We start from the raw sequence: 20968 nt of genomic DNA on the forward strand, positions 1-20968 counted from the left end.
CGGCCTGCCTTAGCAGCAGCTCATGTCGCGCAACCCATGCGCAGGTCCGCCAAGGACCCATGTCGATCAATCCAGTACCGTCCCCATCCCTGCCGTTCGCAGGGCCGTTCACGATCCGGGTGCCCCATGCGGGAAATCAAGCTCCAAGAGCTCAAGAGCAAGTCGCCGACCGAATTGCTGGCCTTCGCCGAGGAGGTGGAGGTCGAGAACGCCAGCACGATGCGCAAGCAGGAGCTGATGTTCGCCATCCTGAAGCAGCTCGCCGCGCGCGAAACCGAGATTCTGGGTGAAGGCGTCGTCGAGGTTCTGCAGGACGGCTTCGGCTTCCTGCGCTCCCCCGATTCGAACTATCTCCCGGGGCCGGACGATATCTATGTCTCGCCCTCGCAGATCCGGAAGTTCGGCCTGCGCACCGGCGACACGGTCGAAGGGCCGATTCGCAGCCCGAAGGACGGCGAGCGCTATTTCGCCCTGCTCAAGGTCAACTCGATCAATTTCGAGGACCCGGAGAAGATCAAGCACAAGATCCACTTCGACAACCTGACCCCGCTCTACCCGGATGAGCGGCTGAAGCTCGAGGTGCAGGACCCGACCAAGAAGGATTTCTCGCCGCGCGTCATCGACATCGTGGCGCCGATCGGCAAGGGCCAGCGTGCGCTGATCGTGGCGCCGCCGCGCACCGGCAAGACCGTGCTGCTGCAGAACATCGCGCAGTCGATCACGACCAACCATCCCGAGTGCTATCTGATCGTGCTGCTGATCGACGAGCGCCCTGAGGAAGTCACCGACATGCAGCGCTCGGTGAAGGGCGAGGTCGTGTCCTCGACCTTCGACGAGCCGGCCTCGCGCCACGTCCAGGTGGCGGAGATGGTGATCGAGAAGGCCAAGCGCCTGGTCGAGCACGGCCGCGACGTCGTCATCCTGCTGGATTCGATCACCCGCCTCGGCCGTGCCTACAACACGGTGGTTCCGTCCTCCGGCAAGGTGCTGACCGGCGGTGTCGACGCCAACGCCCTGCAGCGCCCGAAGCGCTTCTTCGGTGCGGCGCGCAATATCGAGGAAGGTGGTTCGCTGACCATCGTCGCGACCGCGCTGATCGACACCGGCTCGCGCATGGACGAGGTGATCTTCGAAGAGTTCAAGGGCACCGGCAACTCGGAAATCGTGCTCGACCGCAAGGTGGCCGACAAGCGCATCTTCCCGGCGATCGACATCCTCAAATCCGGCACCCGCAAGGAGGAGCTCATCACGCCGCGCTCCGATCTGCAGAAGACCTATGTGCTGCGCCGCATCCTCAACCCGATGGGCCCGCAGGATGCGATCGAGTTCCTGATCGACAAGCTGCGCCAGACCAAGCAGAACTCCGAGTTCTTCGATTCGATGAACACCTGACCGGACGTCCCGCACGTTCCATAGGCCGTTTCGAGCGCCGCCGGATCATTCGATTCGGCGGCGTTTTCTTTTGCCACGACGATATGGCGAGCCGTTCAACGGCGATCGGCGAGGGCATCGGCCAACTGATTCGGATCCGTGACGGGCGGCAAACAACGCCCTTCGAAGCAGATGAAGGCTGCGCCATCGCCGGCAAGTCGCAGCATCGCGGCGACGGGATGATCGGCTGGCAGTGAATGCGGATCCGGAACATCGGTAATGATGGTCGTCGTATAGGGCAGCCGGCGGGCAGCGGCATGGAGGGCGCTACGCTCGGTCCCCGCCAGCACGATCTCGACGCCGTTGCGTGCGAGGTCGTAGGCATTCAGGACCGAGCCATGGGCCATCGGGGCGCGTGCCGCAGCCCTCAGGGCGGCCGCCAGGAATGCGTCGGCGCGTTCGCGGTGATCCGCTGATCCGGTCTTGCCGGCGAGCCTCAGGAGATTGCCGGCATGGACACCGAGCGCATTGGGCACGGCGTCGTCGTGAGTCGGACGCGGTATGACCGGAAGGGAACGGGAGTCGGCCGGAGTCATGCTCAGCAATCCGGTCTGCGGATCGCGGTAGTGCTGCCAGAGATGCGCGGACCAGCGCCGGGCATCGTCGAGATAGTTCTGCGATAGGGTGGCGTCGTGCAGCGCCAGGGCGGCATCGATCATGGCGGCGTGATCGAGGGCAAAGCCGGGCGTGATCCGGCGTCCTAGCCGGTAGGAATGCGCCACGCCTTCGCCATCTGCCATCGATTCGGCAACGAAACGGTAAGCCCTTTCGCTGAGCTCCAGCCAGGCGGGCCGGTCGAGCAGGCCGGAAGCGCGCGCCAGGGCCGCGATCATCAACCCGTTCCAGTCGGCCAGAATCTTGTCGTCGCGGGCCGGCGGGATTCGCTTCGTCCGCTCGGCGAAGAGCGCGTCCTTGAGCTTGGAGAGGCGGAGGGCATCGGCCGAATCCGGATCGGGCGTGTCGAGCCGGTTCAGGATGCTGACGCCCTCCCAGTTGCCGCCGGGCGCGATGTCATAGTGGCGGGCGATGAGCGCGCCGGCCTCGGCGCCAAGGAGGGCGTCGACGTCGCTACGGTTCCAGACATAGTACTTGCCCTCCTCGCCCTCGGAGTCGGCATCGAGGCTGGCCGCGAAGGCGCCCTCGGGGAGCAGCATCTCCCGCTCGAGCCAGGCGACGATGCCTTCCGCCGCTTCCAGCGCGAGGACATCGCCACTCCGTTTCGCCTCCAGGGCATAAAGCGGCAGCAGCTGCGCGTTGTCGTAGAGCATCTTCTCGAAATGCGGGACCAGCCAGCGCGCATCGACGGCATAGCGGGCGAAGCCGCCGCCAAGATGGTCATGGATGCCCCCGCGCGCCATCCGTTGCAGCGTGAGCGTTGCGGCATCGCGACTCCCGGCTGCCGCAGGCTCCCGTGTCCCCTGTCGCCAGAGCAGTTCGATCAATCCGGCATTCGGGAATTTTGGCGCGCCTTTCAAGCCACCGTCGATCGGATCGAAGGCGCCGGCGATCTGGCTGGCAAGATGGGCCAGGTCCGGTTCGCCGGCCTCGGCCAGGGCGACGCCTTCCATCTGCGCGAGCGCCTTTCGGATCGCGGTGGCGTTGTGCAGGATGCGCTCCGGCTCCTGCCGGTAGATCGCCGCGATCTGCCGCAGGACGCCCTGGAGGGAGGGTCGGCCGTGACGCGGCTCCGGCGGGAAATAGGTCCCGCCCCAGAAGGCGTCGCCCTCGGGCGTCAGGAACATCGTCAAAGGCCAGCCGCCCTGCTCGCCCAGGCTGTGCAGCGCACTCATATAGACGTGATCGATATCGGGCCGCTCTTCGCGGTCGACCTTGATGTTCACGAAGAGCTCGTTCATGACGGCCGCCGTGGCCGGATCCTCGAAGCTCTCATGCGCCATGACGTGGCACCAGTGACAGGCGGCGTAGCCGATCGACAGCAGGACCGGCCGTTTGCTGCGCTTCGCTTCGGCGAAGGCGCCTTCTCCCCACTCCCACCAATCCACCGGGTTGGCGCGGTGCTGGAGGAGATAGGGGCTGGCGGCTCCGGCGAGACGATTCATCGGACGACCCTTCCGGCAGGAACGCGACAGGCATGAACGATCCGGAAGCCTATCCCACGATTGTGGCCTTATCCTCGGCGCCCGGCCGTGCTGGCGTCGCGGTCATCCGGCTATCCGGATCGCGCGTTCGATTCGTTCTCGAAACATTTGCGGGAGTCATACCGGAGCCACGCCGGGCGGCCCTCCGCCAGCTGCGCGATGCCGACGGCGAAGCGATCGACCAGGCGCTGGTGCTGTTCTTTCCGGCGCCGGCGAGCTTCACCGGCGAGGATGTCGCGGAATTCCATGTTCACGGATCGCGGGCAGTCCTTGCCCGATTGCTGGTAGTGCTGACGGCACTACCTGGAGTCAGACTGGCGGAGGCCGGCGAATTCACGCGGCGTGCCTTCGAAGCGGGGAAGCTCGATCTCGGCGCGGTCGAGGGGCTCGCCGACCTGATCGATTCGGAAACGGAATGGCAGCGCAAACAGGCCTTGCGGCAGATGGAGGGTGCGCTCGGCAGCTTTGCAGCCGAGTGGCGCGAGGCGTTGCTCCAGGCGATGAGCCTTCTGGCGGCGGAGCTCGACTTCTCGGATGAAGGTGATGTTTCAGGGCCGTTGCAGGAACAGGCGCTGGCGTTGGCCGGCACGGTCCTGGGTTCGCTGCGGAAGGCCCTCGGCAGCTTCGCCATGGGCGAGCGCGTGCGGGAAGGCTTCGTCGTCGTGCTGGCGGGGCCGCCCAATGCCGGCAAGTCGAGCCTGCTCAACGCGCTGGCGCAGCGCGATGTCGCTATCGTCTCGCCGGTGGCAGGCACGACGCGCGATGCTCTGGAGGTTCGGCTCGACCTAGCCGGGCTTCCGGTGATCCTGATCGATACAGCGGGCCTGCGCGACAGCGCCGATCCGATCGAGGCCGAAGGTGTTCGGCGCGCCCGCAATCTGCTGGCCCGCGCCGATCTGGCGCTGGCGCTGCGAGGCATCGATTCGGAGCCGTATCAAATGGATGGCGAGACGCCCGTCCTGCGTCTGGCAACCAAATCGGATCTGGCCGGGACGCCCCTGCCAGGGGAGCTGCCGATCTCGGTGAAGACGGGGGCGGGCATCCCCGATCTTCTGGCCGCGATCATCGAACGGCTGCACGCGTTCGGCCGGAGCGAGCCGGCACTGCTGACGCGCGAGCGGCATCGCGCCGCCGTGGCGGATGCGATCATGGCGCTGGAGCGCGCTGTCAGCGCGGAGCATGGGCAAGGCGAACTGCTGGCCGAGGAGCTGCGGATCGCCGTTCTCGCCCTCGAGCGCCTCGTCGGGCGGATCGATGTCGAGGATGTGCTCGACCGGCTCTTTTCCGGTTTCTGCATCGGCAAGTGAGGCGCGCCGGCGTCGGTCGGTGCGCTTTGCCGTTGACCGGCCAGCCCGGCTTCGCTAGCGAAAACGGCATGTCCTCCTCACAGCACTACGACGTGATCGTCGTCGGCGGCGGCCATGCCGGGGCCGAGGCAGCCGCGGCGGCAGCCCGCTGCGGCGCGCGGACGGCACTGATCACCCACAGGCCCGAGACGATCGGCGTGATGTCCTGCAACCCCGCGATCGGCGGGCTCGGCAAGGGCCATCTCGTGCGCGAGATCGATGCGCTCGACGGCATCATGGCCCGCGCCGCGGATCGGGGCGGCATCCAGTTCCGGATGCTCAACCGGCGCAAGGGACCGGCGGTGCGCGGACCGCGGGCCCAGGCCGATCGCAAGCTCTATCGTCAGGCGGTGCAGGATCTGCTGGCGGAGCAGGCCGGGCTCGACATCGTCGCCGGCGAGGTCTTCGATCTCCTGGTCGAGGCGGGCCGGGTTACCGGCGCCGTCCTGACGGATGGACGTCGATTCGTAACCGGAACGGTCGTGCTGACCACCGGCACCTTCCTGCGCGGCCTGATCCATATCGGCGAGCGACGTATTCCGGCCGGTCGGGTCGACGAGGCGCCCTCGCTCGGGCTGTCGGCAACGCTCGAGCGCCACGGCTTTCCGCTCGGCCGGCTGAAAACGGGGACGCCGCCGCGCCTCGATGGCCGCACGATCGACTGGGCGGCGCTGGAGATGCAGCCGGGCGACGACCCGGCCGAGCCGTTCTCGGCCATGACGAGCGCGATCACCAACCCGCAGATCTCGTGCGGGATCACGCGGACGACCATGGCGGGCCATGACCTGATCCGCGCCAATCTGCACCGCGCTCCGATGTTCTCCGGCCAGATCGAGGGGCGCGGCCCGCGTTATTGCCCCTCGATCGAGGACAAGGTCGGCCGGTTCGGGGACCGCGACGGTCACCAGGTCTTTCTCGAGCCGGAAGGGCTGGACGACGATACCGTCTATCCGAACGGGATCTCGACTTCCTTGCCCGAGGATGTCCAGCTGGGCTTGCTGGCGACCATTCCGGGCCTCGAGAAGGCGCGGATGCTGCGGCCGGGCTATGCGATCGAGTACGATTTCGTCGATCCGCGCGCATTGAAGAACACGCTGGAGACCCACGCCATCGCCGGTTTGTTCCTGGCCGGGCAGATCAACGGCACGACCGGCTACGAGGAAGCCGGCGCGCAGGGTCTGCTGGCCGGGCTGAACGCGGCGAGGATGGCGGGCGGTGCCCTGCCCGTCATCTTCGAGCGGACTCGGTCCTATATCGGCGTGCTCGTCGATGATCTGGTGACGCACGGCGTTACGGAACCGTACCGAATGTTCACGTCGCGGGCCGAGTTCCGCCTGTCCTTGCGGGTCGACAACGCCGATGAGCGGCTGACGATGCTCGGCATGGAGCTGGGTGTTGTCGGCTCCGCCCGGCGGGACGTTTTTATGGTCCGCAATGCGGAGATCGAGGCCCTCCGCAGCCAGCTGCAATCGCTCTGGTTGACGCCGCAGGAAGCAGACGCGGTCGGGCTGCAGCTCAACCGGGACGGGTTGCGGCGCAATGCCTATCAGATCCTGTCCTACCCGGATGTAGGCTTCGAGCGCCTGGCGCAGATTTGGCCGGAGCTCGGCGCCTCCTCGCCGGCAGCGGTTGCGCGTGTGACCGCCGACGCGGTCTACGCAGTTTATCTCGACCGGCAGGCTGCGGAGATTCAGGCCTATCGTCGGGACCAGGCGCTGAAGGTCCCGGCCGATCTCGACCTGAATGCCATCGCCGGGCTTTCCAATGAGCTCAAGGCAAAGCTCGCGGCCCAGCGCCCTGCCGATCTCGCTCAGGCCGGACGGATCGAGGGCATGACGCCGGCCGCCCTCACGCTGATCGCCGCGCATGCTCGCAGGAGCCGTCCGGCCGCTTTATCCACAGGGATGACGTGACTGTTGATAAGAATGACCGCCAGCGCGCTTTGCGCTTGACGCCTGTTTCACGTGAAACAGAGGAGCGGCTCGCGCTTCTCGTCGCCGAGCTGGAGCGCTGGCAGGCCGCCAAGAACCTGGTGTCCTCGGCCACGCTCGCCGAGGTCTGGACGCGCCATATCGCCGATTCGCTGCAGCTTTTCAGCCTTGCTCCGGAGCGCCGGCGCTGGCTCGACCTCGGCTCCGGTGGTGGCTTCCCCGGTCTGGTCATCGGCATCTGCCTGGCCGAACAGGGCGCCGGGCAGATCGATCTGGTCGAGAGCAATGCCCGCAAATGCGCCTTCCTGCGTCATGTCGCCCGCGTTACCGGCTCTCCGGTCAAGGTCCATGCTGCGCGTATCGAGGACGTGATCGGCGATTTCACCGGCAAGGCCGATGTCGTGACGGCACGTGCACTGGCGCCCCTGCCCCAGTTGCTCGACTGGTGCGAAGAGCTGTTGAGAACCGGCACGCTCGGGCTGTTTCCCAAGGGACAACATCTAGATGCGGAATTGACCGACTCAGCCAGATATTGGAAGATTCAGGCGACAACGGTTTCCTCCGTGACAGATGGCGCCGCGCGAATCCTGATGGTCCGCTCGGCCGAGAGACGAGCCGATCCATGACCGAGGCCATTTCCGCAGTGACGCCGCGCCGCCCGCGCGTGATTGCGCTCGCCAACCAGAAGGGCGGCGTCGGCAAGACGACGACGGCCATCAATCTCGGCACGGCGCTCGCCGCTATTGGCGAGAAGGTGCTGATCGTCGACCTCGACCCGCAGGGCAACGCCTCGACCGGCCTGGGTGTCGACCGCCGCAGCCGCAAATCCTCGACCTATGACGTTCTCTGCGGCGATGTCGGGCTGGGCCAGGCCCTGCAGCCGACCGCGGTGCCCGGGCTGTCGCTGGCGCCTTCGACGCTCGACCTGCTCGGCGTCGAGCTGGAGATCGCCTCGGCCAAGGACAGGGCGCATCGCCTCAAGCATGCGATCGACGAGCTGGTCTATGATCAGCGTTGCCAGGATCTGACCTATGTGCTGATCGATTGCCCGCCCTCGCTGAGCCTGATCACTATCAATGCGATGACGGCCGCCGACGCGGTGCTGGTGCCCCTGCAATGCGAGTTCTTCGCGCTGGAAGGCCTCAGCCAGCTGCTCAAGACGGTCGAGCAGGTGCGGGCCGGCCTCAATCCCCGGCTGATCATCCAGGGCGTAGTCCTGACGATGTTCGATCCGCGCAACAATCTTTCGGGCCAGGTCATGGCCGATGTGAAAAATTTCCTAGGCGACAAGGTCTACGAGACCGTGATCCCCCGCAATGTGCGGGTTTCCGAAGCCCCCTCCTATGGCAAGCCGGCACTGCTCTACGACCTGCGCTGCTCGGGCTCGCAGGCCTATCTGCGGCTGGCCTCCGAGGTGATCAAGCGTGAGCGGGCCCTGCGGGCGGCGGCCTGAACGAGCAGGAAGGTTTGAAGAGGATGGCAATGGCCGAGGAACAGGGGCGTTCCCGTCTTGGACGTGGTTTGGCGGCGCTGATCGGCGATGTCGGCGAGGAGATCGGTGCGATCGAGCGGGCCCGCGGGCAGCGCCGGGTGCCGGTCGAGTTCCTGCGGCCGAGCGCGCGCAATCCGCGCCGGACCTTCGGCGAGGACGATCTCGACGAGCTCACGACCTCGATCCGCGAGCGTGGCATCCTGCAGCCGATCATCGTCCGCTCGATTCCGGGCATGGTCGACGCTTACGAGATCATCGCCGGTGAGCGGCGCTGGCGCGCCGCGCAGCGGGCCGAGCTGCACGACGTCCCGGTGATCCTGGTCGAGGCGGATGATCGCGAAGCGCTGGAGATCGCCATCGTCGAGAACGTGCAACGCACGGATCTCAATGCGATCGAGGAAGCGGCCGGTTATGAGCGGCTGATCGCGGAGTTCAACTATACCCAGAACGATCTGGCCCGCGTCATCGGCAAGAGCCGCAGCCATGTCGCCAATACTCTGCGGCTGTCGAAACTGCCGGAGCCGGTCCGCAAGATGGTGAGCGAGGGCGCGGTTTCCGCCGGTCACGCCCGGGCGTTGCTCTCTGTTTCGGATCCGGAACTGATGGCGAGGAAGATTGTCGCGGAAGGGCTGAGCGTTCGCGACATCGAGCGGGTGGTGCAGGAAGAGGCTCGCGGCGAGAGCAAGAGCGCCGTGCCTGCTAAGCCAAGGGCCGAGAAGGACGCCGATACGCGGGCGCTCGAGAAGGCGCTGGAAGAGGCTCTCGGCCTGTCCGTCTCGATCGGCCATCGCGCCAATGGCTCGGGCGAGGTCAAGATCGGCTATGCCACGCTGGAGCAGCTCGACGCGCTCTGCCGCCGGCTGAAGGCCTGATTAAATTCCTGATTTTCGCATTGTCTTCGCGCGAAGCGCCGTCCGCTTCGCGTGAAAATGCTCAATCCGCCCGGCTGCTGCGGCCGAGCCTAGCCAGCGTCCAGAGCGCACGGGTCGCGATGGCGCGGCCCATCTCCGCATTCTGACGCGTTCCCAGAATGGCGGTGCCGAGCAGGCCGACGGCCTCGTTCAGCCTGGCGACCGACCAGCTGTTCAAGGCGGCTTCCGTCGTCGCGATGCGCGGATAGGGCAGGCGCATGCCCGCCACGACTTCCCTGACCGGGCGCCCACCATCCACGCTCTGGCGTGCCTTGAGCAGCGCCAGTGCCTGGCGCAAAACGGCGCCGAGCATCACCCCTGGATCCAGCCCCTCGCTGCCGAGCTTCGCCTGGGCGAGGTCGAGGATCGGCAGCTTCCCGGCGAAGACGGCGTCGACCAGCATGGCCTGCTCGCGCTGCGCCGTGTCGCCGACGATCGCGTCGACGTGATCGGAAAGGACCGCCGGCTCGGTGCCGACAAAGAGCAGGAGCTTTTCGATCTCGCGACGGGAGGTTTGCCGGTCGCCGCCGAGGAGGCTCGCCAGGTGCTCGCGCGTGCTGCGGTCGATCGATTTGCCGGCGGCACGGACCATCTCGTCGATGATCGTGCCGAGGTCGCGCGCGGCGTCGCCGTAACAGGGCACGGCGAGCGCCGTGCGGGCCTTCTCGCAGGCGGTGCGCAGCGGGTTCGAGCGCTGCAGGTCGCCGGCCTCGACGATGACGAGTGCGTCCTGGGACGGAGTGGTCAGCAGCGGCTCGACGGCCGCGAGCAGCGGCTTCGAGGTCGGCGAGACGCGGATGGCGCGTCGGCCGCCGAACAGGCCGATCGTATTGGCCTCGTCAGCCAGCTTCAGCGGATCGGCGGCGACCGCGTCCCCGTCCATGCGGATCAGCTGGAAGGCATCCGTGGGGTCGTCGACGCTTCCTCGCGCCAGCGCGCCGGCACGCTCGGAAACCAGCCCGGCATCCGGCCCGTAGATCAGGACGAGGCGCCAGGCCGGGTCGAGACGCGTCAGCGTCCGCTCGGCCTCATGCGCCTTGATCGCGACCATGGCCGGTCAGGAGACGAGATCGGCGGCGATCTGTCCCCGAACGATCGTGGCGAGGTTCTTGGCCGCGCGGATCTGCGCGTCGCGCGCCGCCCGCACTGTCGAGAAGCGCTGCGACGAACGCTCATAGGGCGAGCGGATCGAATTGGTGCCGGAGGAAACGACCTTGCCATCGTCGATGCGGACAAGCTTCCAGGTCGCAGTGGCGACGAGCACGGCCGAATCGGCGCGGCCATTGGCATAGTCGACCGTGACCACCTCAACCGATTCCGACATGGTGGCCTCGAGCCTCAGCTTCTTCTGGGCATCCGGGTCGCCACTGCCGTCGAGCTCGAAGACGAGCTCGTTGCGGAAGTAATGTCCCATCAGGCCCTTGATCTCGGGGATCTCGATGCTGCGCATCGCCGTCTTGACGCTGCCGCCGACGGTGCTCGAGGTGTAGTCGGAGTAGAGCGGCTGGAAGCAGCCGCCGCCGAGCGCCGCAGCGAACAGCACAGCCGCCAGCAGCGTGCGGCGGGGGAGGGCGGCTTCAGACGACGACATTCACGATTCTCCCCGGAACCACGATGATCTTGCGGATCGGGCGTCCTTCCAGAGCCCGCTGGACGGCGTCGCTGGCGCGCACCACCGCTTCAACCGCCATGGTATCGGCATCGGCCGGAACCGTCACCTCTGCCCGCTTCTTGCCGTTGAGCTGCACCGGCAGGACGATGCTGTCGTCCTTCAGCAGCGCAGCGTCGGCCTGCGGCCACGACGCCTCGCCGGCGAGCCCCGGCAGGCTGAGGGCGTGCCAGCACTCCTCGGCCAGATGCGGCATCATCGGCGCCACAAGCTGGGTGACGATCGTGGCGGCCTCAAGGAGCGCGAAGGCGACGTCGTCGTCGAGTTCCGGCTTCTCGGCCGCCGCGTCGAGCGCCTTACCGATGGCGTTGGTCAGCGTGTAGACATGGGCGACGCAGCGGTTGAAGGCGAGCCGCTCGATATCGGCGCCGACGGCGTCGAGCGCGCGGTGGCTCGCCTTGCGCAGCGCCAGGGCCGCTTCACCGATCTGAGTGGGCTTGTCGGCCTTGCCGCCGGTGCGCTCGGCGATCTCGGCGACCATGCGCCAGAGACGCTGGACGAAGCGGGCGGCGCCCTGGACGCCCTCGTCGGTCCAGATCACGTCGCGATCCGGCGGCGAATCGGAGAGCATGAACCAACGCGCGGTGTCGGCGCCGTAGGAGGCGATGATGTCGTCGGGGTCCACGACGTTCTTCTTGGACTTCGACATCTTCTCGATCGAGCCGATCTCGATCGGGGCGCCGGTCTCGACGTCGAAGCCCTTGCGCTCGCTGCCGGAGACCTCGATGCGGACATTGCCCGGCTCGACCCAGTCGCCATTCGCGGCGCGGTAGGTCTCGTGCACGACCATGCCTTGGGTGAAGAGGCCGGCGAAGGGCTCGTCCAAGCCCGCATGGCCGGTCTTCTTCATGGCGCGGGTGAAGAAGCGCGAATAGAGCAGGTGCAGGATCGCGTGCTCGACGCCGCCGATATACTGGTCGACAGGCAGGAAGCGGTCGACGGCCTTGCGGTCGGTCGGGCTCTCCGTCCGCCATGGGTCGGTGAAGCGGGCGAAGTACCAGGACGAATCGACGAAGGTGTCCATCGTGTCCGTCTCGCGGCGGGCCTCCTTGCCGCATTGCGGGCAGGCGACATGCTTCCAGCTCGGATGATGGTCGAGCGGGTTGCCCGGCTTGTCGAAGGAGACGTCGTCGGGCAGCTGCACCGGCAGATCCGCGTCCGGCACCGGAACCGTTCCGCAGCTGGAACAATGGATGACCGGGATCGGGCAGCCCCAGTAGCGCTGGCGCGAGACGCCCCAGTCGCGCAGGCGGAAATTGACCTTGCGCCGGCCGACCGGGCTGTTGCCGCGGATCTCGCTTTCGAGCCGGCGGGCAACCTCCTCCTTGGCCTCGGCGATGGTCATACCGTCGAGGAACCGCGAATTGATCATGCGGCCATCGCCGTCATAGGCCTCGTCGGTGACGACGAAGCCGGCCGGATCGGTGCCCTCGGGCGCTACCACCGGGGTATTGCCCAGGCCATACTTGTTGACGAAGTCGAGGTCGCGCTGGTCATGCGCCGGGCAGCCGAAGATGGCGCCGGTGCCGTATTCCATCAGGACGAAGTTCGCGACATAGACCGGCAGCGTCCAGTTCGGATCGAACGGATGCACGGCGCGCAGGCCTGTGTCGAAACCAAGCTTCTCGGCCTTGTCGATGGCTTCCTGCGCCGTGCCGGTGCGCTTGCACTCCTCGATGAAGGCTTGCAGCGACGGGCTCTTCGCCGCGATGGCCTTGGCGATCGGATGGTCGGGGGCGACGGCGATGAACTTGGCGCCGAACAGCGTGTCGGGACGGGTGGTGTAAACCTCGACCTCGTCCTGTCCGGCCCCATTCGATTCGAGAGCGAAACGAACCAGCAGGCCTTCGGAGCGGCCGATCCAGTTCTTCTGCATCAGTCGGACCTTGTCCGGCCAGCGAGTCAGCCCGTCGAGCGCCTCGTTCAGCTCCTCGCCGAATTCGGTGATCTTGAAGAACCACTGGGTCAGCTCGCGGATCTCGACCGGGGCGCCGGAGCGCCAGCCGCGCCCGTCGATGACCTGCTCATTGGCGAGCACGGTCTCGTCGACCGGGTCCCAGTTGACCTTGGCGGTCTTGCGGTCGACCAGCCCGGCCTTGAGGAAGTCCAGGAACATCTTCTGCTGGTGGCGGTAGTAGCTGGGGTCGCAGGTTGCGAGCTCGCGGCTCCAGTCGAGCGACAGGCCCATCGACTTGAGCTGCTTGCGCATCGTCGCGATGTTCTCATAGGTCCATTCGCGCGGATGGACCTTCTTCTGCTTGGCGGCGTTCTCGGCTGGCAGGCCGAAGGCGTCCCAGCCCATCGGGTGCAGCACCGCGAAGCCCTTGGCCCGCTTGTAGCGCGCCACCACATCGCCCATCGCGTAGTTGCGGACATGGCCCATATGGATGCGCCCCGACGGATAGGGGAACATCTCGAGGACATAGTAGCTCGGCCGCGCGTCGTCGTTCCTCGTCTCGAAAAGCTTGCGCTCCTCCCAGACGGTGCGCCATTTCGGCTCGGACTCTTTCGGGTTGTAACGTTCGGCGGCCATGTCAGCGGGCAATTCTTGCGAGTTTGCCGGCTCCCGGAGGCAGGCCGGCGCAGGGGCTGAATGCAAAAACCGGATGTCGGAATCTTGCAACCTGCTCTAGGACACCATTGCGCGCACGGGGTCAACGGCGCGCAGGGCATGAGAGGCTGGCAGATGAGCGATACGGTTACGCGTTTGGCTGAAATCCGGGCTGCGATCGGCCGCGCCGAGCGCGATTTCGGGCGCAAGCCGGGCTCGGTGGCGCTGGTCGCGGTTTCCAAGACCAAGCCGGCGGAACAGGTTACGGAAGCTCTGGAGGCCGGGCAGCGCGTCTTCGGCGAGAACTACGTCCAGGAGGCCAAGACGAAGTGGCCGGCGCTGAAGGAGCGCTTCCCGGATGTCGAGCTGCACATGATCGGGCCGCTGCAATCGAACAAGGCGCGCGACGCGGTCGAGCTTTTCGACGTGATCCAGTCGCTCGACCGGGAAAGCCTGGCGAAGGAACTGGCGCGCGAGATCGCGCGGCTCGGCCGGACGCCGCGGCTTTTCGTCCAGGTCAACACCGGCGAGGAGCCGCAGAAGGGCGGCGTCATGCCGACCGAGGTCGACGCCTTCCTGGCGCGCTGCCGGGACGTTCACGGTCTCGCGATCGAAGGGCTGATGTGCATCCCGCCGGCGGAGGACGCGCCCTCCCCGCATTTCGGCCTGCTCGCCAAGATCGCCGCCCGCAACGGGCTCAAGGGCCTGTCGATGGGCATGAGCGCCGATTACGAGGCCGCGATCCAGCTCGGCGCGACCCATGTGCGCGTCGGCAGCGCCATCTTCGGCGCGCGGGGTTAGTTCAGGCGTCATGCTCGGGCTTGACCCGAGCATCTCATGCCGAAGGAGGCTCTGCACCCGCCCGTCAGGAGATTCTCGGGTCTGCGCTTCGCTTCGCCCGAGAATGACGGCCTGATTTACTTCAACGGCTCGCCGACATCGATGCGGTTGCCGTCCGGATCCTCGAAGACGAAGGCGCGCAGGCCGTAGTCCTTGTCGCGCAGGCCCTTGACGATGCGCAGGCCGCGCGCACGGACGACGGCGTGCACGGCATCGATATCATCGACCTGCATATGCGCGACGTTGAAGGGCGCCGGCTTGTGGCCGGGCTGGAGTGTCAGGTGCAGCTCGGCCGCGTCGCGCTTCAGGATCATGAAGCCGACGGGATTGCCGTTCTCGAAGGTTTTCCGGAGGTCGAAGGCGCCGATGTAGAAGTCGCAGGCACGTGCCATGTCGGCGACAGGCAACATGGCGGCGATCCGCCCGAAGCGGAGGCCGGAAGAGACCGAATCAGTCATCGCAGTTCTCGAATTGGGAGCGGCGCGGCGATGCAGGACGGTGCCCGAATGCGACGGCCGGTTCCGGAAAGGATGGTCGAGACGGTGCTCGCTGCCGCTTCTAGCCGAATTGGCCCTACCTGACCAGAATCCGGCAATGCCGCGCCAGCCGCGGCAGCACCTTGGCGAAGACGTGGCGTTCGACGGCGACGCAGCCGGCTGTGGGCGTGAAGCCCGGGCGGGCGAGATGCCAGAAGATCGCGCTGCCGCGCCCGCGAATCACCGGGCGGTCGTTCCAGCCGAGCTCGACGACGACGTCATAGAGATGGTCCTCGCGCTGGAGGCGTTCCTCGGCCTCGCCGGGCGGGCGGTCGATCAGGCGGTTGTAGCGGCGATCGGCCCGGTCGTCGCACCAGGCGTCACGCGGCCCGATCCGCTTCAGCGGCAGCAGCGTGCGTGGCCGCGGCAGGCGGTCGGCCCGATAGAAGACACCGCGCAGCGGCAGGGCGGTGCGCGGTGTGCCGCCGTCGCCCTCGCGCTTGTCGGTGCGGATGCCGGAGCGGCCGAGCGCACAGGGGAACACCGTCCCGCCTGCGACGAGGAAGCCCTTGCGGCGATCATGAACGGAGGCGAAGACGCGCAGCGACGACAGTTTGCGCGGGCCGGCGAGGGAGGACGGGCGGTTTCTCACGGGGATTCCAGGCTGCCTGACTTGCGATGACGACTCAGCGGGCTCATGTTGCCTTAACGATTGCGTGCGAGCGAACCATCCATGTCCGTCGTCCATCATATTCTCCTGGTCGATGACGACCAGACCCTGCGCGATGCCCTGGCGGAGCAGCTGGCCCTCTATGAGGAGTTCCGGCTGTCGACGGCCGCCACCGCGTCGGGGGCGGTGAAGGCGGTGCAGGGCGAGCGCGTCGATCTCGTGGTCATGGATGTCGGGCTGCCCGACATGGACGGGCGTGAAGCCGTCAAGGTGATGCGCAAGAACGGCTTCAAGAGCCCGGTCGTGATGCTGACGGCGCAAGGGTCGGATGCCGACACCGTGCTGGGGCTGGAAGCCGGCGCCAACGACTATGTGGTGAAGCCGTTCAAGTTCGCCGTGCTGCTGGCGCGCATCCGCGCGCATTTGCGGCAATATGAAGCGAGCGAGGACGCGATCTTTCAGGTCGGTCCCTACACCTTCCACCCCGGATCGAAGCTCCTCGTCAGCGAAAAGGGTTCGAAGACCAAGCTCACCGAGAAGGAAACCGCGATCCTGCGCTTCCTCTATCGTGCGGGTCGGAAGCCGATCGCGCGCGAGGTGTTGCTGCAGGAAGTCTGGGGCTACAACAGCCAGGTCACGACCCACACGCTCGAAACTCATATTTACCGGCTGCGCCAGAAAATCGAACCCGATCCGGGCAATGCCCGCCTGCTCGTGACCGATGCCGGCGGCTACCGGCTGAATCCCTGACGGATGGCACTCGACGACGACATGGCCCTGCTGGGCCGGCAGCCGCTGCTGAGCCTGATGGAACGCGATGCGTTGAGGCTGCTCGCCTTTGCGGCCGAAAGCCGCATCCTGCGTGCCGGCGACGTGGTGTTCCGCGCCGGCGAGCCCTCGGACGGAGCCATTCTGGTGGTCTCCGGCGCGATCGCCATCACGACGCAGGAAGACGGCCAGCCGGCCGAGGAGATCGTTGGCCCCGGCGCGATGATCGGCGAGCTCGCCCTCTTCACTTCGCTGCCGCGGCAGGTCACCGCGATCGCGCGCGAACCGACGCAAGTCATGCGGCTGCCACGCAGCGTGATGCGGCGCGTGCTCGGCGAATCGCCGGATTCGGCGGAAGCGATCATGGCGGCGATTGGCGATCGCCTGCGCGGCTTTGTCGGAGAGCTGAAGGCGGTCGAGCACGCGCTCGGGGCGATCGACCGGAAATAGCTGTCCGCCTCCCTAGGACGAAGGCGGGTGCCGGGCGGCGCGGATCGCGGCGAAGCGTGGCCAGAGGCTGTTGACGCACAAGCCGGAGAGCACCAGCCCGGCCGCAGCGAACTTCCAGCCGGGCAAGGGTTCGCCAAGCCAGATGGCGGCGGCACCCATTCCGAAGACCGGAACCAGCAGGGAGGTCGGCGCGACGGTGGCGGCGGCATAGCGCGAGAGCAGCCAGCCCCAGACGGCATAGCCGAACATGACGTTGCCGACCGCCTGCCAGATCGCGGCGGCCCAGGCGACCGGCGGCGCACCGGCGAGCCCGTCCCGAATCGCCGGCCAGCCTTCGATGAACCATGACAGGGCGAGCAGCGGCGGTATCGCGAACATGCTGGTCCAGACGACATAGGCGAGCATGTCGACCTTGGGCGTGCTGCGCGCCACGATGTTGCCGGCGGCCCAGCAGAAGGCGGCGCCGAGCACGAGGACGATGCCGAGCGGCGTGGTCGAGCCGTCGGTATGCCAGAGAATGACACCGATCCCGACCGCAGCGAGCAGCAGCCCGGCGATCTGGAAGGGTTGCACGCGCTCATGCGTGATCGCAGCCGCCAGCAGGATGGTGAAGAAGGGCTGCGATTGCACCACCAGCGAAGCGAGCCCCGCCGCGATGAAGCCCTTGATGGCGAAGAACAGCAGGCCGAACTGGCCGGCACCGATCAGCACGCCATAAGCGGCGAGCTTGCTCCAGGGCACGGCCGGTCGCCGGAGGAAAAACACGGCGGGCAGCAGCGCGAAGGTGAAGCGCAGGCAGGCGAAGAGCAGCGGCGGGAAGTGCTCGACGCCGATATGGATGACGACGAAATTGGTGCCCCACACCACCATCACCGCGAGGGTGAGCAGCGCGTCGCGCAGGGAGAGCGAGGTGGGGAGCGGGGAATGCACCGGTTGGGCCGCGGCAATGAAAACCGCCGCGGCTATATCACGCTGCGCCGGCGGGCCGTTAGGACGGTCCGGCATGGCGGAAGCGCTACCCGCTCACGAAGCGTGCTGAATCCGTCCGGTCAGAGTTCCAGCGTCACCGTGACCGGGACATGGTCGGAAGGACGCTCCCAGCCGCGGGCCTCGCGCAGGAAGGTGAGGTCGCGCAGCGTCGGCTTCAGCGCGTCGGAGAGCCAGATATGGTCGAGCCTGCGGCCGCGATTCGACGCTTCCCAGTCCTGTGCGCGGTAGCTCCACCAGGAATAGAGCTTCTCGGGCTCGGGGCGCAGGGTGCGGGCCGCGTCGGTCCAGCCGAGCTCGCTGCGCAGCTTCTCCAGCGTCGTCGTTTCGATCGGCGTGTGGCTGACGACGTCGAGAAGCTGCTTGTGGCTCCAGACGTCGTGCTCATAGGGGGCGATGTTGAGGTCGCCGACCAGGATCGCCGGCCGGGCCGTCGGCTTCTTCGTCACGCCCCAGGCGCCGATCTCGTCGAGGAAGGCGAGCTTGTGGGCGAACTTGTCGTTTTTCTCGGGGTCGGGAATGTCGCCGCCGGCCGGGATGTAGAAATTATGGATGGCCATGCCGGCGGCCGCGCCTGCCGCAGTGTCGAGCGTCACCGTCATGTGCCGGGCGTCGTTGCGGCCGCACATCGACATGGCGTCCTTCTCGCTGAAGGGCAGCTTCGAGACGATGGCGACGCCGTTATAGCCCTTCTGGCCGATGAAGGCCTGGTGGACATAGCCGAGCTGGTGGAAGGCCTTGGCCGGGAACTGCTCGTCCGGCGTCTTGGTCTCCTGCAGGCAGAGGATGTCGGGGGCGTGGCGGGTCAGGAATTCGCCGACCATGCCGATGCGCAGCCTGACGGAGTTGATGTTCCAGCTTGTGACGGAGAGTTTCACGCGAGGATTCCGGCGGGGAGGAGGCCGGAAACTGGGTCGCCGGCGCGCAAAAGGCAAGCGCTTTGCAGCGATGTCGGCCGCCCGCCATTGCGGAGAGCGGAGCCGCGATGCAATCCAGCAGGATCGGGAGAGACGCCCAGCCCCGCCCTTCCGGATTGCTTCGCCTGCGCTCGCAATGACGAGGCGATCGGCCTGGCCGGGCCTGGGCTCAGAGCGCGCGCTGGTGGTCGATCACGAAGTATTTCGGATCCGGGCGGCGGCGCGTGTCGAGGTTGTAGAGCGAGATCGCCGTCTCGTAGCCCTGCGGGTCGACCACGATCCATTGCCGCAGCTCGTTGGCGACGAGGTCGAATTTCAGCGTGATCTTGGAGGTGCCGCCGAGAGTCGAACGATCCTCGATGCGCACGGAGAGCAGGTCGCCATCGATGCTGGCGCCCTTGATGGTGCCTTCGCGCGCCAGGTCCATGCGCTCCCGTACGAGGAACTTCAGCGGCGTCTGGCCGATCGAATAGACGTCCTGCGTCGCCAGGCGCTTGTCGCGGACGGCGACCGAGGTGCCGTCGGCGATGATCTCGGTGGTGACCGGCGGCTCGTAGTCGAAGCGCATCTTGCCGGGGCGCTGGATGTAGATGCGCCCTTCCATGCGCCGTCCATTGGCGGCGAACTGGATGAAGTTGCCCTGCAGCGTGGTGAAGCTGTTGAGATAGGCGTTGAGGCGCTCGATCGCCTCCTCCTGCGTCGCAGGGGCAGCGACCTTGCCCTTGGTGGGGGCAGCGGCCGGCTGGGCGGCCGCAGGGGCCGGGGCGGCGGAAGCGACCGCCGCGGCGGGTTGGGCCGGCGACGAAGCGGCCGTGGCCGGGCTCGACAGGCCGAGCCCGGCGGGGCGCGGCGGAGGCAGCGGCAACGGACGAGGAGCCGCAGGCCGCGCTGCGGCGGGTTTCGGCTGCTGGAGCTGCAGCGGCTGGGCCATCAGCGGCGCGGCGGCCATGACACCGCCGCACGCCGTTATGGCCGCAACCAAAGCCCTCAGGCCCGAGGTCGAACTGGTGAGCAAGACTGCCCTACTCCTTGTGCCGCGGCGATCATCGCGCCGCAGACTGCACTTGCGTTGCAACCACGGCACGGAGCCGAAACCAGGCCCGGCAATGCGTCAAACGCGGGAAATGCTGCCGAGGTTGCAGCATCGTCATGGCAATTTGAGGACCGCCCTCCGATCCTGCAAGGCCGCGGCCCGCGCTATTCGTCGTGCTGGCCCTGTGCCTCGACCAGAATCTCGCGTTTCCCTGCGTGATTTGCGGGTCCGACGATGCCCTCGTTCTCCATGCGCTCCATGATGGAGGCGGCGCGGTTGTAGCCGATCTGGAGGCGGCGCTGGATGTAGGAGGTCGAGGCCTTCTTGTCGCGCAGCACGACCGCCACCGCCTGCTCGTAGGGGTCGTCCGAGTCGGTCGAACCCATGCCGGTCTTGTCGAAGACGGCGCCGTCCTCGTCCTCCGCGCCTTCCTCCTCCTCGGAGGTGACGGCGTCGAGGTATTGCGGCCGGCCTTGCGTCTTGAGATGGGCGACGACCTTCTCAACCTCGTTGTCCGAGACGAAGGGGCCGTGCACGCGGGTGATACGCCCGCCGCCGGCCATGTAGAGCATGTCGCCCTGGCCGAGCAGCTGCTCGGCACCCATCTCGCCGAGGATGGTGCGGCTATCGATCTTCGAGGTGACCTGGAAGGAGATCCGGGTCGGGAAGTTCGCCTTGATCGTGCCGGTGATGACGTCGACCGAGGGACGCTGCGTCGCCAGCACGACATGGATGCCCGCCGCGCGCGCCATCTGGGCCAGACGCTGGATCGTGCCCTCGATCTCCTTACCGGCGACCATCATCAGATCGGCCATCTCGTCGACGATGACGACGATATAGGGCAGAGGCTCGAGGTCCATGACCTCCTCCTCGTAGATCGCCTCGCCCGAGTGCTTGTCGAAGCCGGTCTGGACCGTGCGGGTGATGACCTCTCCCGCCGCCTTGGCCTCGCCGACCCTGGCGTTGAAGCCGTCGATGTTGCGCACCGAGAGCTTCGACATCTTCTTGTAGCGCTCCTCCATCTCGCGCACCGCCCATTTGAGGGCGACGACCGCCTTCTTGGGATCGGTGACGACCGGGGTGAGCAGATGCGGGATGCCGTCATAGACGGAGAGTTCCAGCATCTTGGGATCGACCATGATCAGGCGGCACTCTTCCGGCTTCAGCCGGTAGAGGATCGACAGGATCATGGTGTTGATGGCGACCGACTTGCCCGAGCCGGTGGTGCCCGCCACGAGCAGATGCGGCATGCGCGCCAGATCCGCGATGACCGGCTCGCCGCCGATGGTCTTGCCGAGGCAGAGCGCGAGCTTGTGCTTGGTCGCCTCGAAATCCTGGCTGGCCAGCAATTCGCGCAGGAAGACGGTCTCGCGGCGGGTGTTGGGCAGCTCGATGCC

Annotated in this window: 19 protein-coding genes; 9 read left to right on the forward strand and 10 right to left on the reverse strand. The window is 66.9% G+C overall.

All coding sequences use genetic code 11. The annotated features are described in order from the left end of the window. Positions 1–126: 126 nt before the first annotated feature. Positions 127–1392: a transcription termination factor Rho gene (rho, locus tag B5Y19_RS24810; protein ID WP_055729914.1), complete on the forward strand. Its 1266-nt coding sequence runs from the start codon at positions 127–129 to the stop codon at positions 1390–1392. Between the two features lie 95 nt (positions 1393–1487). Here rho and B5Y19_RS24815 read toward each other — a convergent pair whose 3' ends face one another. Further along, the gene (locus tag B5Y19_RS24815; RefSeq protein WP_079592326.1) at positions 1488–3491 is read right to left on the reverse strand and encodes a thioredoxin domain-containing protein; all 2004 of its coding nucleotides are present in this window, start codon (positions 3489–3491) and stop codon (positions 1488–1490) included. A gap of 32 nt (positions 3492–3523) precedes the next feature. On the opposite strand from B5Y19_RS24815, the gene mnmE reads away from it, so the two are divergent. From mnmE to B5Y19_RS24840, 5 genes are all read left to right on the forward strand, one after another. Further along, positions 3524–4837: a tRNA uridine-5-carboxymethylaminomethyl(34) synthesis GTPase MnmE gene (gene mnmE, locus B5Y19_RS24820; protein WP_055729916.1), complete on the forward strand. Its 1314-nt coding sequence runs from the start codon at positions 3524–3526 to the stop codon at positions 4835–4837. Between the two features lie 68 nt (positions 4838–4905). Beyond that, positions 4906–6789, forward strand: a complete 1884-nt coding sequence (gene mnmG, locus B5Y19_RS24825; RefSeq protein ID WP_079592328.1) for a tRNA uridine-5-carboxymethylaminomethyl(34) synthesis enzyme MnmG — start codon at positions 4906–4908, stop codon at positions 6787–6789. Beyond that, on the forward strand, positions 6786–7433 hold the full coding sequence (gene rsmG / locus B5Y19_RS24830) for a 16S rRNA (guanine(527)-N(7))-methyltransferase RsmG (RefSeq protein ID WP_055729918.1): 648 nt from the start codon (positions 6786–6788) through the stop codon (positions 7431–7433). The genes mnmG and rsmG overlap by 4 nt, the downstream gene beginning before the upstream one ends. Beyond that, positions 7430–8260, forward strand: a complete 831-nt coding sequence (locus B5Y19_RS24835) for a ParA family protein (RefSeq protein WP_055729919.1) — start codon at positions 7430–7432, stop codon at positions 8258–8260. The genes rsmG and B5Y19_RS24835 overlap by 4 nt, the downstream gene beginning before the upstream one ends. A gap of 29 nt (positions 8261–8289) precedes the next feature. After that, the gene (locus tag B5Y19_RS24840; RefSeq protein WP_055729920.1) at positions 8290–9171 is read left to right on the forward strand and encodes a ParB/RepB/Spo0J family partition protein; all 882 of its coding nucleotides are present in this window, start codon (positions 8290–8292) and stop codon (positions 9169–9171) included. A 61-nt stretch (positions 9172–9232) separates the two neighbouring features. On the opposite strand, the gene holA is transcribed toward B5Y19_RS24840, so the two are convergent. Genes holA through leuS form a run of 3 tightly spaced genes read right to left on the reverse strand, consistent with a single transcriptional unit; the run spans position 9233 to position 13412 of the window. Then, positions 9233–10261, reverse strand: coding sequence for a DNA polymerase III subunit delta (gene holA, locus B5Y19_RS24845; protein ID WP_055729921.1), 1029 nt, complete (start codon positions 10259–10261; stop codon positions 9233–9235). A 6-nt stretch (positions 10262–10267) separates the two neighbouring features. Further along, entirely contained in the window at positions 10268–10801 is a 534-nt protein-coding gene (gene lptE, locus B5Y19_RS24850; RefSeq protein ID WP_055729922.1) for an LPS assembly lipoprotein LptE, read from the reverse strand. Further along, positions 10788–13412, reverse strand: a complete 2625-nt coding sequence (gene leuS / locus B5Y19_RS24855; protein WP_055729923.1) for a leucine--tRNA ligase — start codon at positions 13410–13412, stop codon at positions 10788–10790. The genes lptE and leuS overlap by 14 nt, the downstream gene beginning before the upstream one ends. Before the next feature lie 153 nt (positions 13413–13565). Between leuS and B5Y19_RS24860 the strand changes: the two genes are divergently transcribed. After that, a complete protein-coding gene (locus B5Y19_RS24860) occupies positions 13566–14231 on the forward strand; it encodes a YggS family pyridoxal phosphate-dependent enzyme (protein WP_079592330.1) in 666 nt (221 codons plus the stop codon). Between the two features lie 116 nt (positions 14232–14347). Here B5Y19_RS24860 and B5Y19_RS24865 read toward each other — a convergent pair whose 3' ends face one another. Beyond that, complete coding sequence (locus B5Y19_RS24865) at positions 14348–14728, reverse strand: VOC family protein (RefSeq protein ID WP_055729925.1); 381 nt, start codon at positions 14726–14728, stop codon at positions 14348–14350. A 115-nt stretch (positions 14729–14843) separates the two neighbouring features. Beyond that, a complete protein-coding gene (locus B5Y19_RS24870; RefSeq protein WP_055729926.1) occupies positions 14844–15398 on the reverse strand; it encodes a L,D-transpeptidase family protein in 555 nt (184 codons plus the stop codon). An 81-nt stretch (positions 15399–15479) separates the two neighbouring features. On the opposite strand from B5Y19_RS24870, the gene B5Y19_RS24875 reads away from it, so the two are divergent. Together B5Y19_RS24875 and B5Y19_RS24880 are read left to right on the forward strand one after the other, a co-directional pair. Further along, positions 15480–16166: a response regulator transcription factor gene (locus B5Y19_RS24875; RefSeq protein ID WP_055729927.1), complete on the forward strand. Its 687-nt coding sequence runs from the start codon at positions 15480–15482 to the stop codon at positions 16164–16166. Between the two features lie 3 nt (positions 16167–16169). After that, a complete protein-coding gene (locus B5Y19_RS24880) occupies positions 16170–16634 on the forward strand; it encodes a cyclic nucleotide-binding domain-containing protein (RefSeq protein WP_055729928.1) in 465 nt (154 codons plus the stop codon). A gap of 12 nt (positions 16635–16646) precedes the next feature. Here the strand turns inward: B5Y19_RS24880 and B5Y19_RS24885 are convergent, their stop codons facing one another. The 4 genes from B5Y19_RS24885 to B5Y19_RS24900 form a co-directional block, all read right to left on the reverse strand. Further along, complete coding sequence (locus tag B5Y19_RS24885; protein WP_197282480.1) at positions 16647–17564, reverse strand: EamA family transporter; 918 nt, start codon at positions 17562–17564, stop codon at positions 16647–16649. Positions 17565–17683: 119 nt separating this feature from the next. Continuing rightward, a complete protein-coding gene (xth, locus tag B5Y19_RS24890) occupies positions 17684–18499 on the reverse strand; it encodes an exodeoxyribonuclease III (RefSeq protein ID WP_055729929.1) in 816 nt (271 codons plus the stop codon). Positions 18500–18707: 208 nt separating this feature from the next. After that, entirely contained in the window at positions 18708–19487 is a 780-nt protein-coding gene (locus B5Y19_RS24895; protein ID WP_079592333.1) for a LolA family protein, read from the reverse strand. A 248-nt stretch (positions 19488–19735) separates the two neighbouring features. Next, the coding region (locus B5Y19_RS24900; protein WP_280174413.1) for a DNA translocase FtsK at positions 19736–20968 on the reverse strand (1233 nt) is incomplete at its 5' end.

It is taken from the genome of Allobosea thiooxidans (assembly GCF_900168195.1).
GTDB lineage: Bacteria > Pseudomonadota > Alphaproteobacteria > Rhizobiales > Beijerinckiaceae > Allobosea > Allobosea thiooxidans.

Excerpts from the sequence above, each read along its gene's own strand:
- B5Y19_RS24860 (WP_079592330.1), top strand. The coding sequence starts at position 13,566 with ATGAGCGATACGGTTACGCGTTTGGCTGAAATCCGGGCTGCGATCGGC.
- B5Y19_RS24835 (WP_055729919.1), top strand. The coding sequence starts at position 7,430 with ATGACCGAGGCCATTTCCGCAGTGACGCCGCGCCGCCCGCGCGTGATT.
- leuS (WP_055729923.1), bottom strand. The coding sequence starts at position 13,412 with ATGGCCGCCGAACGTTACAACCCGAAAGAGTCCGAGCCGAAATGGCGC.
- mnmE (WP_055729916.1), top strand. The coding sequence starts at position 3,524 with ATGAACGATCCGGAAGCCTATCCCACGATTGTGGCCTTATCCTCGGCG.
- rho (WP_055729914.1), top strand. The coding sequence starts at position 127 with ATGCGGGAAATCAAGCTCCAAGAGCTCAAGAGCAAGTCGCCGACCGAA.
- mnmG (WP_079592328.1), top strand. The coding sequence starts at position 4,906 with ATGTCCTCCTCACAGCACTACGACGTGATCGTCGTCGGCGGCGGCCAT.
- holA (WP_055729921.1), bottom strand. The coding sequence starts at position 10,261 with ATGGTCGCGATCAAGGCGCATGAGGCCGAGCGGACGCTGACGCGTCTC.
- B5Y19_RS24865 (WP_055729925.1), bottom strand. The coding sequence starts at position 14,728 with ATGACTGATTCGGTCTCTTCCGGCCTCCGCTTCGGGCGGATCGCCGCC.
- B5Y19_RS24875 (WP_055729927.1), top strand. The coding sequence starts at position 15,480 with ATGTCCGTCGTCCATCATATTCTCCTGGTCGATGACGACCAGACCCTG.
- B5Y19_RS24840 (WP_055729920.1), top strand. The coding sequence starts at position 8,290 with ATGGCCGAGGAACAGGGGCGTTCCCGTCTTGGACGTGGTTTGGCGGCG.
- B5Y19_RS24880 (WP_055729928.1), top strand. The coding sequence starts at position 16,170 with ATGGCACTCGACGACGACATGGCCCTGCTGGGCCGGCAGCCGCTGCTG.
- B5Y19_RS24815 (WP_079592326.1), bottom strand. The coding sequence starts at position 3,491 with ATGAATCGTCTCGCCGGAGCCGCCAGCCCCTATCTCCTCCAGCACCGC.
- B5Y19_RS24895 (WP_079592333.1), bottom strand. The coding sequence starts at position 19,487 with ATGGCCGCCGCGCCGCTGATGGCCCAGCCGCTGCAGCTCCAGCAGCCG.
- lptE (WP_055729922.1), bottom strand. The coding sequence starts at position 10,801 with ATGTCGTCGTCTGAAGCCGCCCTCCCCCGCCGCACGCTGCTGGCGGCT.